This window comes from Serratia grimesii NBRC 13537, assembly GCF_001590905.1.
GTDB lineage: Bacteria > Pseudomonadota > Gammaproteobacteria > Enterobacterales > Enterobacteriaceae > Serratia > Serratia grimesii.
On sequence record NZ_BCTT01000002.1, the window covers coordinates 211023 to 225007 of the forward strand.

11 protein-coding genes are annotated in these 13985 nt (G+C 54.0%); 8 read left to right on the forward strand and 3 right to left on the reverse strand.

From position 1 onward, the window contains the following. The first annotated feature begins 35 nt into the window (after positions 1-35). The 6 genes from sapA (at position 36) to SGR01S_RS01945 (ending at position 7658) form a co-directional block, all read left to right on the forward strand. Positions 36-1685 (forward strand): ABC transporter substrate-binding protein SapA, encoded by a 1650-nt coding sequence (gene sapA / locus SGR01S_RS01920; RefSeq protein ID WP_037415734.1) that lies wholly within the window; start codon positions 36-38, stop codon positions 1683-1685. After that, complete coding sequence (sapB, locus tag SGR01S_RS01925; protein WP_037415737.1) at positions 1682-2647, forward strand: putrescine export ABC transporter permease SapB; 966 nt, start codon at positions 1682-1684, stop codon at positions 2645-2647. The genes sapA and sapB overlap by 4 nt, the downstream gene beginning before the upstream one ends. Then, the gene (gene sapC, locus SGR01S_RS01930) at positions 2634-3524 is read left to right on the forward strand and encodes a putrescine export ABC transporter permease SapC (RefSeq protein ID WP_037415741.1); all 891 of its coding nucleotides are present in this window, start codon (positions 2634-2636) and stop codon (positions 3522-3524) included. Before sapB ends, sapC begins: the two co-directional genes overlap by 14 nt. Then, complete coding sequence (gene sapD / locus SGR01S_RS01935; protein WP_061806369.1) at positions 3524-4516, forward strand: putrescine export ABC transporter ATP-binding protein SapD; 993 nt, start codon at positions 3524-3526, stop codon at positions 4514-4516. Before sapC ends, sapD begins: the two co-directional genes overlap by 1 nt. A 1-nt stretch (position 4517) precedes the next feature. After that, positions 4518-5330 carry a putrescine export ABC transporter ATP-binding protein SapF gene (sapF, locus tag SGR01S_RS01940; RefSeq protein ID WP_037415744.1) on the forward strand — a complete coding sequence of 271 codons (813 nt, stop codon included), beginning with the start codon at positions 4518-4520 and terminating at the stop codon, positions 5328-5330. A 1137-nt stretch (positions 5331-6467) separates the two neighbouring features. After that, the gene (locus SGR01S_RS01945; RefSeq protein ID WP_061806370.1) at positions 6468-7658 is read left to right on the forward strand and encodes a CMD domain-containing protein; all 1191 of its coding nucleotides are present in this window, start codon (positions 6468-6470) and stop codon (positions 7656-7658) included. On the opposite strand, the gene SGR01S_RS01950 is transcribed toward SGR01S_RS01945, so the two are convergent. Together SGR01S_RS01950 and dacD are read right to left on the reverse strand one after the other, a co-directional pair. After that, the gene (locus SGR01S_RS01950) at positions 7659-8555 is read right to left on the reverse strand and encodes a LysR family transcriptional regulator (protein ID WP_061806371.1); all 897 of its coding nucleotides are present in this window, start codon (positions 8553-8555) and stop codon (positions 7659-7661) included. A gap of 80 nt (positions 8556-8635) precedes the next feature. Further along, on the reverse strand, positions 8636-9805 hold the full coding sequence (gene dacD / locus SGR01S_RS01955; RefSeq protein ID WP_061806372.1) for a serine-type D-Ala-D-Ala carboxypeptidase DacD: 1170 nt from the start codon (positions 9803-9805) through the stop codon (positions 8636-8638). Positions 9806-10086: 281 nt separating this feature from the next. Here dacD and SGR01S_RS01960 point away from each other — a divergent pair, with 281 nt between their 5' ends. Then, positions 10087-12393, forward strand: coding sequence for an FdhF/YdeP family oxidoreductase (locus SGR01S_RS01960; RefSeq protein ID WP_061806373.1), 2307 nt, complete (start codon positions 10087-10089; stop codon positions 12391-12393). Between the two features lie 15 nt (positions 12394-12408). Here the strand turns inward: SGR01S_RS01960 and SGR01S_RS01965 are convergent, their stop codons facing one another. Further along, positions 12409-13263 carry a LysR family transcriptional regulator gene (locus SGR01S_RS01965; RefSeq protein WP_061806374.1) on the reverse strand — a complete coding sequence of 285 codons (855 nt, stop codon included), beginning with the start codon at positions 13261-13263 and terminating at the stop codon, positions 12409-12411. Positions 13264-13362: 99 nt separating this feature from the next. Here SGR01S_RS01965 and gloA point away from each other — a divergent pair, with 99 nt between their 5' ends. Further along, positions 13363-13890, forward strand: a complete 528-nt coding sequence (gene gloA / locus SGR01S_RS01970) for a lactoylglutathione lyase (RefSeq protein ID WP_037415761.1) — start codon at positions 13363-13365, stop codon at positions 13888-13890. Positions 13891-13985 lie beyond the last annotated feature (95 nt).

Genomic DNA, 13985 nt, shown 5'->3' on the forward strand with positions numbered 1-13985 from the left:
ACTAATGCTATTGCTTATTAACCCATGAAGCCTCTATGCGTGGTTTACCCCTTTGGATCTTGTCGTTGTGCCTTACGAGCTCTGCTCTGGCGTCGACACCCCCTTCGCCCGCTGCGGCGCAGCCGTTGCCGGATATCCGCCAGAGCGGTTTTGTCTATTGTGTCAGCGGTATACTCAATACTTTTAACCCGCAGATGGCCAGTAGTGGCCTGACAGTCGATACTTTGGCTGCGCAGCTGTACGATCGCCTGTTGGATGTCGACCCGTACACCTATCGGTTGATCCCCGAACTGGCACAAAGCTGGGAAGTCCTGGATAACGGCGCCACTTACCGTTTCCACTTGCGCAAAGATGTGCCATTCCAGACGACAGCCTGGTTCACACCAACGCGTAAACTGAATGCTGACGATGTTGTGTTCAGCTTTGAGCGCGTGTTTAATCAGAAACACCCGTATCACGACGTCAATGGCGGCGAATATCCGTACTTCGATAGCTTGCAGTTTGGTGATTCGGTACAAAGCGTGAAGAAGCTCGACGACTACACGGTAGAGATCCGCCTGCAAGCGCCCGACGCCTCCTTCTTGTGGCATATCGCTACCCATTATGCGCCGGTACTGTCGGCAGAATACGCTGATGACCTGACGCGTGTAGGTCACCAAGAAATGATCGACCGTGAACCGGTTGGCACCGGGCCGTTCCTGTTAAATGAATACCGTTCCGGACAATATATTCGTCTGGCGCGCAACGATGTTTACTGGAAAGGCAAACCACGCATGCCACAGGTGGTTATCGATCTGGGTGCCGGCGGCACCGGTCGGCTGTCCAAGTTGTTGACCGGCGAATGTGATGTGTTGGCCTATCCTGCAGCCAGTCAGCTTTCGATTCTGCGCGATGATCCGCGTCTGCGACTGACGCTAAGACCGGGCATGAATATCGCCTATCTGGCTTTCAACACCCGTAAACCACCGCTTAATGATTTGAAAGTCCGTCAGGCAATTTCACTGGCGATAAACAACCAACGCCTGATGCAGTCGATTTACTACGGCACGGCGGAAACCGCCGCCTCAATTCTGCCGCGCGCCTCGTGGGCCTACGATAACGAAGCGCATGTCACCGAATTTGACCCAGCCAAATCACGTGAAATACTGAAACAGGCGGGTATTGAGTCGCTGAACCTGCGCTTGTGGGTGCCAACGGCATCGCAATCCTATAACCCCAGCCCGTTAAAGACCGCAGAATTGATCCAGGCGGATTTAGCTCAGGTCGGTATTAAAGTCACCATCGTGCCTGTCGAAGGCCGTTTCCAGGAAGCGCGGTTAATGGAAATGAACCACGATCTGACCCTCACCGGCTGGGCCACTGACAGTAACGACCCGGACAGTTTCTTCCGACCACTGTTGAGCTGCGCAGCAATCCGCTCGCAAACCAACTATGCTCACTGGTGTGATCCAGGGTTTGATGAAGTGCTGCAAAATGCCCTGCTGTCGCAGCAATTGGCACAACGAATCGAAAACTATCAGAAGGCGCAGAAAATACTTGAACAGCAACTGCCGGTGCTGCCGCTGGCGTCTTCATTGCGTCTGCAGGCCTACCGTTACGACATCAAAGGACTGGTATTGAGCCCGTTCGGCAATGCGTCATTCGCCGGGGTGTACCGTGAATCTGCGGAGGGGCCGAAAAAGTGATTATATTTACCTTACGCCGTTTCTTGCTGCTGCTTATCACGCTGTTTTTCCTGACGTTGGTCAGCTTTAGCCTGAGCTATTTCACACCACGCGCACCACTGAACGGCGCCGCGCTACTGGATGCCTATCAGTTTTACTTTGTCAGCCTGCTGCATTGGGATTTTGGCGTTTCCAGTATTAACGGCCAGGCGATCAGTGAACAGTTGCGAGAGGTGTTCCCGGCAACCATGGAACTGTGCCTTCTCGCTTTCACCCTGGCGCTGTTTATCGGTATTCCCCTTGGCATTATTGCCGGCGTGATGCGTGGCAAATGGCAAGACACCGCCATCAGCACCTTTGCACTGCTCGGCTTTTCGATGCCCGTGTTTTGGCTGGCGCTGCTGTTGATGCTGTTTTTCTCATTGCACCTTGGCTGGTTGCCGGTTTCCGGCCGCTTTGATCTGCTGTATCAGGTTAAACCAATCACCGGTTTCGCCCTGATTGACGCCTGGCTGTCCGACTCACCTTATCGCACTGAAATGATCGGCAGCGCGCTGCGCCATATGATCTTGCCGATTGCCGCGCTGGCGGTAGCACCAACCACCGAGGTGGTGCGCCTTATGCGTATCAGCACCGACGATGTGCTCAGCCAAAACTACATCAAGGCCGCGGCCACTCGGGGATTATCCCGGTTCACCATTATTCGCCGCCACGTGCTGCATAATGCCCTGCCACCGATCATTCCCAAACTGGGGCTACAGTTCTCCACGATGCTGACGCTGGCGATGATCACCGAAGTGGTGTTCAGTTGGCCAGGCCTCGGGCGCTGGATGATTAACGCTATCCGCCAACAAGATTATGCGGCGATCTCCGCCGGCGTCATGGTGGTCGGTACGCTGGTGATCACCATTAACGTATTGGCTGATATTTTAGGTGCTGCCACCAACCCACTGAAGCATAAGGAATGGTATGCCCTTAGATAACGTATACCGCGAAAAGAAAATGCCGAGCCCGCTACTCTATACCTGGCGGATTTTCTACGGTGATGCATTGGCAATGATTGGCTTCTATGGCGTGATAGCGCTATTGCTGCTTTCCCTGTTCGGCAGTCTGCTGGCGCCTTATGCGCTTGATCAACAATTCCTCGGCTATCAGTTATTGCCGCCATCCTGGTCACGGTACGGCAACGTATCCTTCTTCCTTGGCACTGATGATCTCGGTCGCGACATCCTTAGCCGCCTGCTGACCGGCACTGCCGCCACTTACGGCGCGGCGTTGTTGGTGACCGTGGCCGCTGCCGTCGTCGGGGTGATCCTCGGGGTATTTGCCGGTGTAACGCGTGGCCTGCGCTCTGCGGTGCTGAATCATATCCTCGACACCCTGCTCTCCATTCCTTCATTGCTGCTGGCGATTGTAGTCGTCGCCTTCCTTGGGCCAAAGCTTGAGCATGCAATGTTGGCCGTCTGGCTGGCGTTGTTGCCACGTATGGTGCGTACTATCTACAGCGCAGTGCACGATGAGTTGGAAAAAGAATATGTGGTGGCAGTACGTCTCGACGGTGCCTCTACATTGCAAATCCTGTGGTACGCCGTAATGCCGAATATTGTCGCGGTGCTGGTAACGGAGTTCACTCGTGCATTATCGATGGCCATTCTGGACATTGCCGCCCTCGGCTTCCTCGATCTTGGCGCACAGCTTCCGTCTCCGGAATGGGGAGCCATGCTCGGTGATTCGTTGGAATTGGTGTACGTAGCCCCCTGGACGGTGATGCTGCCAGGTGCAGCAATCCTGATCAGTGTGTTGCTGGTTAACCTGTTGGGCGATGGTATGCGCCGTGCAATCAATACAGGGGTGGAATAATGCCATTACTTGATATCCGCAACCTGACGATTGAATTTATGACTGCCGAAGGGCCGGTCAAAGCGGTTGATCGTGTCAGCATGACGCTGAGCGAAGGTGAAGTCCGTGGTTTGGTGGGCGAGTCCGGCTCAGGCAAAAGCCTGATCGCCAAAGCCATCTGCGGCGTCACTAAGGACAACTGGCGCGTCACCGCCGACCGCTTCCGCTTTGATGATATTGACCTGTTGCAGCTAACTCCGCGTGAGCGCCGCAAGTTGGTTGGCCACAACGTCTCGATGATTTTCCAGGAGCCGCAGTCTTGTCTGGACCCATCTGAAAGCATTGGTCGCCAGTTGGCGCAGGCGATCCCTGGCTGGACCTATAAGGGCCGTTGGTGGCAACGTTTTAACTGGCGTAAACGCCGCGCGATTGAGCTACTGCACCGCGTGGGTATCAAAGATCACAAGGACATTATGGGCAGCTTCCCCTACGAGCTGACCGACGGCGAATGCCAGAAAGTGATGATCGCCATCGCTCTGGCTAATCAGCCGCGTCTGCTGATTGCCGATGAGCCCACCAACGCGATGGAACCCACTACCCAGGCGCAGATTTTCCGCTTGCTGGCGCGCCTGAATCAAAACAACAACACCACCATTTTGCTGATCAGTCACGATTTGCAAATGATGAGCAAATGGGCCGATCGGGTTAACGTGCTGTACTGCGGTCAAACCGTGGAAAGCGCCCAGTGTGAAGATTTGTTGGCTGTGCCACACCACCCTTATACACAGGCGCTGATCCGCTCAATGCCGGACTTTGGCCGTGCATTGCCGCATAAAAGCCGACTCAATACGCTACCGGGCGCCATACCATCGCTCGAGCATTTGCCGATCGGCTGCCGTTTGGGGCCTCGCTGCCCTTATGCGCAGAAAAAGTGCATTGAAACACCGCGTCTGCGTCCGGTTAAAAACCACCTGTTCGCCTGCCACTTCCCGCTGAACATGGAGGAGCAATAACATGGAAACGCTGTTGGAAGTGCGTAATTTGAGCAAAACCTACCGTTACCGCACCGGGCTATTTCGCCGTCAGCATGTTGAAGCGGTGAAATCAGTTAGCTTTACCCTGCGCGAACGGCAAACACTGGCAATCATCGGTGAGAACGGTTCAGGTAAATCGACGTTAGCCAAGATGTTGTCCGGCATGGTTGAGCCTTCGTCCGGCGAGCTGCTGATCGATGACCATCGACTCAATTATGGCGATTACCGCTATCGTAGCCAGCGTATCCGCATGATATTTCAGGATCCGAGCACATCGCTCAATCCGCGTCAGCGTATCGGCCAACTGCTGGATGCCCCGCTGCGTCTGAATACGGACATGGCAGCTTCCGAGCGTGAACAGCACATCAACCAGACGTTGCGCCAAGTGGGGATGCTGCCGGATCACGCCAATTATTACCCGCACATGCTGGCCTCCGGTCAAAAACAGCGGGTAGCGCTGGCCCGTGCGCTGATCTTACAGCCGAAAGTGATTGTGGCTGATGAGGCATTGGCCTCATTGGATATGTCGATGCGCTCGCAAATCATCAATCTGATGCTTGAGCTACAAGAGAAGCATGGCATCTCTTATATCTATGTGACTCAGCATCTGGGGATGATGAAACACATCAGCGATCAGGTCATGGTGATGCATGAAGGAGAAATCGTTGAACGCGGCAGTACTGCCGAGGTATTGGCTTCACCGTTACATGATCTGACTAAACGTTTGATTGCCAGTCACTTCGGGGAAGCACTTACTGCTGACGCCTGGCGGCGTGATGGCGGCAGGTTCTGATCATCAAGTTATGAAGGAAATCTGCTCCCAAGCGGAATGCCTGTCAGTTAAGCCTGGCTGCTTTTTTTTTCGATCCCTGTAGACTCAGAGCAGTGGGAATTGCCATAAATATCCTCCATTTCTATGTATCCACAATGCCCGGCAATTGAAGGGGCCGAAGGCGCGGCCCCTCCACCCGCGCCTTCGCTTAACACCTTCTGTCCGCTGCGCGGATACCCTCGCTGCACCTGCGTTGTCGGGCGGGTCGGCTACGACAAACGTCCCTGTTTGTCTCGCCTCAACCGGCCTTCCCTGGCCTGTTGCCCCTGACAACGCCGCCTTGCTCGGCAGCCGGTGATGCGCGCCAAGGTCAACACCCACATTGGCTACCACCGGGCAACATATGCCCTCAGTTTGACGTTGCGTAATGAAAGACAGTGAAAATGATGAGATGAGCGCGGTGTTGGGCGCCCTTGAAGACGTCGAACGCAGGAACGACGCATAGGCGAAACCGCCATGGACGGCGGTTTCAGGCGAGACAGGCAGGGACGCCTGTCATAGCCGGCCGTGATGCGACGTGAATAAGTGAAAGCCGTTGGCGCAGCCAACCGTCTGATAGGGCAAAGGCGCGGGTTGCAAGGGGCCGCGCTTACGGCCCCTTGCTCGGTCGGAGCCTAAGAGCCTCAGGGTGCTTCGCTCGTTTATCGACCGAAATAACCTTGAACTCGCCAAAAGGACTTTAACTTAACGGCATTAACTCCCGATCGATTTTTTATTACCAGAATCTCACGGTGGTTTAGCCAAAATCCTCAAATACAAATTACAATTTTGTTATATATCATTATATTTTATTCCATTCAGTTATTGATTAGCACGTAACATTATTTTATCTCGCCAATCGAATCGGTGAGGATATCCCCTACGTTGAGCTTATTAAACGACAGGATATCGCACTGATGAACAGCCCCCGCCATCGCCAACTCGCGCAGTTTATGCTCGCTTTAGCCGCAGGTTTCTCTGTTTATGGTCACGCACTGTGTTGCGATGGTCAGTGCTAATCCTGTTATTTCATGCCCGCCTGCGGGCATGTTGCCTTTTGTCCTGCCGCCGTTGCTTAGCGCACCGGTGGCTGTTGCTCTTGATTAAGGATTATCCCCTATGGAACTACTACGTCGACAACATAATGCCCAGTGGTATCACGAAACACAAAGCAGCGTACGCGGTGATCAGCCGCTGGAGCCACAGGCGGCAGGTATTCGTGATCGGTTCTTACTCGGGCTGGGTGCCTTTGCCGACGAAGCGCTGAACACCGCACTCACTGCCCGCGCCGGTGTATTTAACGCCTCGCTTGCCAGCTACCACGTATTGTTTCCAGATAGGGTCGAGTTAACACGGACAGTGACACTGTCACCATACGATCGCCTCAGTACCGCGTTGACCGTAGCCCAGGTCACCGGTGTGCAGTCACTTTGTAGTCATTACGCTGCCCGCCTCGCCCCGCTATACAGCCCCGACGCCTCACGTGAAAGCAATATCCGCCTCGCACAAATCACCCAATATGCGCGCCAACTAGCCAGCCAACCCACTTTGATTTGCCGTAAAGCATTGCAACAGTTGAACGATGTGGGACTGAGTCCGGCGGACATAGTGACATTTTCGCAAATCATCGGTTTTGTCAGTTACCAGGCAAGAGTGGTCGCTGGCGTAGCGGCATTAGCCGGGCGGCCTGCGGGCGTGGTACCGGGTTTCCCGAAGATAGACGATGCGGCAGGAATAGAATTCACGGAAGAAGAATTGATCTGGCAATCCCGGTTATCGGTTGTGGCGTTGGAAGGCGCGCGCGCGGAACAACTCGACGTGCTTGATCAGAGCCACCCCGATGCCCGTAGCGAAACATATTATCTGTTGCTGGCCCATGATGCCCCAGCGCTACGTGAGCGCAATGGCGTCTTCAACAGCATCAATGCTGATGGCTACGGCTTATCCGCGCGGTTGAAAGCGTTGGCAACACTGGTAGTTTCCCGTATTAACGGCAGTCGTTACTGCGCATCAACCGTGGCACAGGATATTCAGAATGACACGCTAACAAGCGCGCTATTTGCCAATATTCACCACGGACTGGAAAGTGCGAATAATCCGGTATCTCATGCGGTGATCACTGTTGTCACAGACCTGACTCGCACACCGGAAAAATTCACTCCGCGCAGCGTACAGCCATTGTTTAACAGCGGCCTGAACCAGGCGCAGGCGTTGGACGTGATCCTGACTGGCGCACTCTACGCCTGGGAAAACCGTTTACGCCAAACCCTTGGTGACACACAAGGTGTCGGCGAAAGCCTGATGGAATAGTTATCGTAACAACCAGCCGCGCGCAGCATCAAAAAAGTGCTGCGCCAAAGGCGATGCGCGCCCAGGTTCAGCAACAACCACGGCAGCATGACGCGGCATTGCGGCGATGGCGATCTGCCGGTGGTGTAACCCAGGCATCATGGTCGGCAACAGGTTGCCAGGCGGGAATAATCCACAACCCAACCCGACAAAAATCCCCTGCAGCAACTGAAATATCGACGTAGTTTCCATACGTACATGCAACGTCAAACCGGCTTCACGGAAGTTTTGATCGAGGTAACGGCGGAAGTAACGCGTCGGTTCTGCCAAGCACAGTGGCAATGCAGCAACGTCCTCCAGCGTCAGTGGTGCGTCTCCCACCAATTCGGGAAAGTGTTCAGGGTGGAAAACCAACTCCACGCCTGCGTCCGCCAATGGTTGCGACTGAAAATGCAGCTCTTGCAATGTGGATAGTTCAAAGAAACCAATACCGATATCGACAGTATGCGCCGTCAGCGCTTCCAGTAACTGATCGGCGCTCAACACCGATATCCGGTAGTCCAACTGGGGAAACCGCTCACTGACTGCTTTTAGCATTTGCGCCAACGAAATACTGCATTGGGGTACAGCGCCGATACGCAGCGTGCCGTTAAGGCCATGCTTAAGCGACTCCACCTCCAGTTTCAAGCCCTGATATACCGATACAATCTCACGCGCCCAGGACAAGACGCGTTCACCTTCGGCAGTAAAACCTTCGAAGTTGTTCCCGCGGTTGATCAACGACACACCCAGCTCTTTTTCCAGATTTTTCAGCCGCATAGATAACGTCGGTTGACTGACAAAGCTGGCCTCCGCCGCACGGCCAAAGTGGCGTTCACGCTCAAGATTACACAGGTAGATCAGTTGCTTAATATCCATAAAACGACTCAGTAAATCACGACTGGCTTGAGTATATCATCGCTACCGAATTTCGGGCGCAGCACCCTGCGCCCAATACGTCAGAACTTCAGTTTTACCGCATCCATCAGTCGTGAGAACACGCCGCCTTGCTTAACCGGTTGCAATGCCACCAGCGGTAACGTCTTTAACACCTTACCATTGTTACTGATACGAATTTCACCAACAGGCTGCCCTTGTTCCAGCGGGGCATCCAGGCGCGGCGCAGTCACCACATATTGCGCCTTCAGTTTGTCCGCCTCCGTTTTCGGCAGACTGATGTATTGATCCTGTGCGCTACCCACCGCAACCTCATGGTGATCGCCGTACCATACCTTTTCCTGCCCCAAGCGTTGTCCCGCGCTGAAAAGATGTACAGTGGCAAAGTCACGCAGGCCCCAGGTCAGCAATTTGCGCGCCTGTTCTTCGCGCCCTTTCGAGCTTTTACCGCCCATCACCACCGCGATCAGCCGTCGGTCACCCTCAGTCGCTGAAGCAATAATATTAAACCCGGCAGATTCGGTATGGCCGGTTTTCAGCCCGTCTACCTGCAGTTTTTTGTCCCACAACAATCCGTTGCGGTTCTGCTGGGTGATACCGTTCCAGGTCAGCGATTTCTCGCTGTACATATGGTATTCCGCTGGCTCACTCATGATGATGGCACGTGAAATTACGGCCAAATCGCCTGCCGTAGTGAACTGACCTGGCGCGTCCAAGCCATGGACGGTTTCGAAATGGGTATTTTGCAGACCAAGCTGGGCGCTCTTTTCATTCATCAGTTTAACAAACGCGGCCTGACTGCCAGCCACATAATCCGCCATCGCTACGCAGGCATCGTTGCCAGAGTCAATGATAATGCCACGACTCAGATCACGAACCGTGACCCTGTCACCTGGCTTCAGGAACATCAATGATGAACCTTTGAATACCGGATTCCCCGCCGCCCAGGCATCTTTGCCCACAGTCACCACATCGTCGAGACCGATTTTGTGTTGATCGAGTGCATGATCAATCACCAGCCCAGTCATCAGCTTGGTCAGACTGGCCGGATTGCGGCGCTCATTCGCGTTTGCCTCTGCCAGCACTTGACCCGTGGTATAATCCATCAATACATAAGAGGCGGCGTCTATCGCTGGCGGTGTATTAAGGGGAAAGTTGAGTGGCGCATCTGCCGCCTGTGCTGTCAACGGCAGTAAAATTCCGGCTATCACCGTCAATGTTAAATGCTTCAATCACTGTTCCTCAGGCCCTATGGACAAAATAAAATACCAATATAATCTGAGGCATAGACTGCATTAATTGTGGATAAAGCGGAATCATTACTCTTTTTCAGCGGGTGTCATTATGCAACGATTTGTATGTTAATCATTTTCACGCGATAGACTTGCTCTATGCCGCCATAGCCCTATTCGATTAGACGCCCGTGCCTCACCCTCCTAAACTTGTGACATAAACACTGAAAACGCTTAAAAAAGCGTTCACTTTTTAGCTACAACCACCTGCGAAGACCAATATGAAATTCAAACCGTCAATAAAGCCTTATACCGGCGCGGCGGGCGGCTGGGGTTCACTCGAAGCCACCACTCGCTATGTGCTCGACAGCAAACAAACGTTAAAAAACCTACGCAACCTGATGCGAGTGAATAAAGCGCGCGGTTTCGACTGTCCAGGCTGCGCTTGGGGCGACGACAATCACAGCACCTTCAGTTTCTGCGAAAACGGCGCCAAGGCCGTCAGTTGGGAAGCCACGCGTAATGCGGTCGAACCTGAATTTTTCGCGGCCCATAGCGTCAGTACCTTACTACAGCAAAGTGACTATTTTCTGGAGTATCAGGGCCGACTCACCCACCCGATGCGTTATAACGCCGAAACCGATCATTATCAGCCAATCTCGTGGCCGGATGCGCTGGCGCTCATTGCCCAGCACATTAACAGCATGGATAACCCGAACCAGATCGAACTGTATACGTCGGGCCGTGCCAGTAATGAAGCATCGTACCTGTATCAATTGTTTGGTCGCATGCTCGGCACCAGTAATTTCCCTGACTGCTCCAATATGTGCCACGAAGCCAGCGGCGTGGGGCTGAAACAGAGTATCGGTGTCGGTAAAGGCACCATCCGTATGGATGACTTTGAAAAGGCCGATGCCATTTTCGTATTTGGTCAGAACCCCGGCACCAATCACCCACGCATGCTGCACAGTCTGAAAAACGCCGCCAGTCGCGGAGCCCGTATCGTCAGCTTTAACACACTGCGCGAGCGTGGGTTGGAACGCTTTGCTGACCCACAAAGCCCGATTCAAATGCTGACACCCAAGTCATCACCGATCAGTTCAGCCTACTTCCAGCCTAACCTCGGTGGGGATATGGCGGCGGTACGCGGCATTGTGAAAGCCCTGCTGGAAGGCCACCGCCAACGTCTGGCCGCCGGAGAGCCGGGCTTGTTTGATCTGGCCTTTATCGAACAGCACAGCGTGGGTGTGGAACGCTATTTGGCACAGGTGGATGCCACGTCTTGGGATCAAATAACCCATCAGTCCGGCCTCAGTGAAGCGCAATTGCGTCAGGCAGCAGCCATTTATCAGGGTGCAGAGCGCGTAATCTGCACCTGGGCAATGGGCGTCACACAGCATAAACACTCAGTACCAACGGTACGTGAAATCACCAACCTGCAACTGCTGTTTGGTCAATTGGGCAAACCTGGCGCGGGCCTGTGTCCAGTGCGCGGTCACAGTAATGTGCAAGGCAACCGGACAATGGGCATCGATGAAAAATCCCCCAAAGCACTGCTAGACAGTCTGGAAAAACACTTTAACTTCTCGCCACGACGTGAACAGGGCCATAACACAGTTGAAGCTATCGAAGCGATGCTGCGCGGCGAAGTGAAGGTATTGCTGGCATTAGGCGGCAATCTGGCCGCGGCGGCACCCGACACTGAACGCACCGCCCGTGCCTTACGCTGCTGTGATCTGACGGTGCATATCAGCACCAAACTCAACCGTAGTCATCTGGTGACCGGTAAAGATGCGCTGATCCTGCCTACGCTGGGCCGTACCGAACAGGACCTGCAGGCCAGCGGCCCGCAATACATCACGGTAGAGGACTCCTTCAGCATGGTGCATGCATCGGAAGGCGTCGGCAAACCGCTCGCGGAAACTCAACGCTCTGAAACCGCCATAGTCTGTGGTATTGCCGATGCCGTATTAGGCAACCAACAGCTCGACTGGCTGGAGCTGGCCGATGACTATTCGTTGATCCGCAATCATATCGCCGCCACTATTCCTGGTTTTGAGGATTTCAACCGTCGCTGTGATCAGCCCGGCGGTTTCTATCTGGGTAACGCTGCTGCGGAGCTGCGCTTTGCCACCCCAAGTGGTAAGGCGGAATTTGGCTCGGCACCGTTACCAGACAGCCTGTTCCCGCAACTGGACGGTCGTCAGGCGCCCTTCACGCTGCAAACTCTGCGCTCACACGATCAATACAACACCACCATCTATGGGTTGGATGACCGCTACCGTGGCGTGTATGGTCAACGAGAAGTGTTGTTTATTCATCCTGAAGATCTGGCCGCGCTGGATATGCAAGACGGCGAGTTGGTGGAGATCGAAACTCTGTGGAATGACGGCATCACCCGCAAGGTCAGCGGCTTCAAGCTGGTGAGCTACGATATCCCTCGGGGCAATTTGGCCGCCTACTATCCCGAAACCAACCCGCTGGTACCGCTGGCCAGTTTTGGTGACGGAACCGGCACGCCGACCTCCAAGTCGATACCTGTAGAGATCCGCCGTTGCGTTGCGCAACCAACGTTACGTATTGCCTGATCTGTTGCGCCCGGTTTACGCCGGGCGCGCTAATATATCGATCGCCGTCTGCAACTCATCAGAGAGTTGATGGCGACGCCACACGAAGTATAAATTGCTTATCCCTTCCTCCCCCATTTCCACCACTTTCAATTCCGATACCGGCAGGATCAGTGGCAACAATGACCCTGGAATACAGGCCACGCCACAGCCGGCTTTCACGCAGGCCGCCATCGCCGTGTACGATTCCATCTCTAGCGTCATACGCGGTTTTAACTGGCGTGAAGCTAACCAGTGATCGATCTTCAGACGAAAAGAACATTCGCGGCTGAAAGTATAAAACTCTAATTGCGCAAGGGTTGTCGCGTCCAACTGCGGCACCGAAGCCGGCATCAGCAACACCAAACGCTCATCAAACGCCGCTCGGCTGGCCAGCAAAGGATGTTCAATCGGCCCATCGGTTACCGCCAGATCGAGCTCACTGTCTATCAGCATCCGTTCCAGTACCAGTGAATCGCGGCTCAGTACATTGACCTGCATCTGCGGCTGGCTTCGGCGCAATTGAGCAATGCGGGCTGGCAGGTGGCTGACCAGTGAAAAATCCAGCGCACCTAAATTCAGCAAGCCCTGTTGCTGCCGACCTGCGAACAGCTGTTGACTGTGGTCCGCCAGCGCCAGGATTTCACCGGCTTGCTGGTAAAACAGCCGTCCTTTGGGCGTGACATAAAGTCGGTTTTTATCGCGGAAAAACAACTCACCGCCGAGTGAGTCCTCTAGTTCTTTGATACGCAAGGTCACGTTGGAAGGCACGCAATGTAACTCCCGCGCAGCAGCGGCAATAGTCTTATACTCAACCACGGCACAGAAAAACCTTAGCTGACTCAGTTTCATAAAGCATTCACTTTTAATTAGTGTTTTAGTTAAAAACAATCACTTTAGATTAGCATTGTTATGCCCTAGTGTCGTACCAACAACCTAAGAGGGATCCCTATGCCACTGAATGATTTACTGACTTTGCCAGGCGTTACTGCCCAACCTGAAACGGTCACCGACGGCTACGTGTTCAATCACACCATGATCCGCGTTAAAGACCTGACCAAAGCGCTGGACTTTTATACTCGCATACTGGGCTTTACCCCGGTGTATCTGGAAGAGTTCAAAGAAGCCGCGTTTACCATTTGCTACCTGACCCGCAGCCCACGCGACCAGATACCTCAGGATGACGCCGAGCGCAAACGCTGGGTTCTGGGCCAACCCGGCATTCTGGAACTGACCCATAATCACGGCAGCGAACAACAGGATGATTTCCACTACCACAACGGCAACAGCGAGCCGCGTGGCTTTGGCCACCTGTGTGTCACGGTGCCGGACGTACGCGCCGCCTGTGAACGTTTTGAACAGCTTGGTGTGAATTTTCAGAAGCGTCTGCATGAAGGCCGAATGAATTACGTGGCCTTTATTAAGGACCCTGATGACTACTGGATTGAAATACTGCAACCAACGCCGCTGCAGGACTGATTTCCCCTCACTTATCCCCGGCCTTCTGAGCCGGGGTTTTTCTTCCCGACGAGTGAACGCCCGATATTCTCTAAATTCACGCGCTAACGCGGTAA

What these genes read in the sequence shown, in the direction of transcription:
- SGR01S_RS01965 (WP_061806374.1), bottom strand. Translation starts at nt 13,263, where the DNA reads ATGAAACTGAGTCAGCTAAGGTTTTTCTGTGCCGTGGTTGAGTATAAG.
- SGR01S_RS01950 (WP_061806371.1), bottom strand. Translation starts at nt 8,555, where the DNA reads ATGGATATTAAGCAACTGATCTACCTGTGTAATCTTGAGCGTGAACGC.
- sapC (WP_037415741.1), top strand. Translation starts at nt 2,634, where the DNA reads ATGCCCTTAGATAACGTATACCGCGAAAAGAAAATGCCGAGCCCGCTA.
- SGR01S_RS01960 (WP_061806373.1), top strand. Translation starts at nt 10,087, where the DNA reads ATGAAATTCAAACCGTCAATAAAGCCTTATACCGGCGCGGCGGGCGGC.
- gloA (WP_037415761.1), top strand. Translation starts at nt 13,363, where the DNA reads ATGCCACTGAATGATTTACTGACTTTGCCAGGCGTTACTGCCCAACCT.
- sapA (WP_037415734.1), top strand. Translation starts at nt 36, where the DNA reads ATGCGTGGTTTACCCCTTTGGATCTTGTCGTTGTGCCTTACGAGCTCT.
- sapD (WP_061806369.1), top strand. Translation starts at nt 3,524, where the DNA reads ATGCCATTACTTGATATCCGCAACCTGACGATTGAATTTATGACTGCC.
- SGR01S_RS01945 (WP_061806370.1), top strand. Translation starts at nt 6,468, where the DNA reads ATGGAACTACTACGTCGACAACATAATGCCCAGTGGTATCACGAAACA.
- sapF (WP_037415744.1), top strand. Translation starts at nt 4,518, where the DNA reads ATGGAAACGCTGTTGGAAGTGCGTAATTTGAGCAAAACCTACCGTTAC.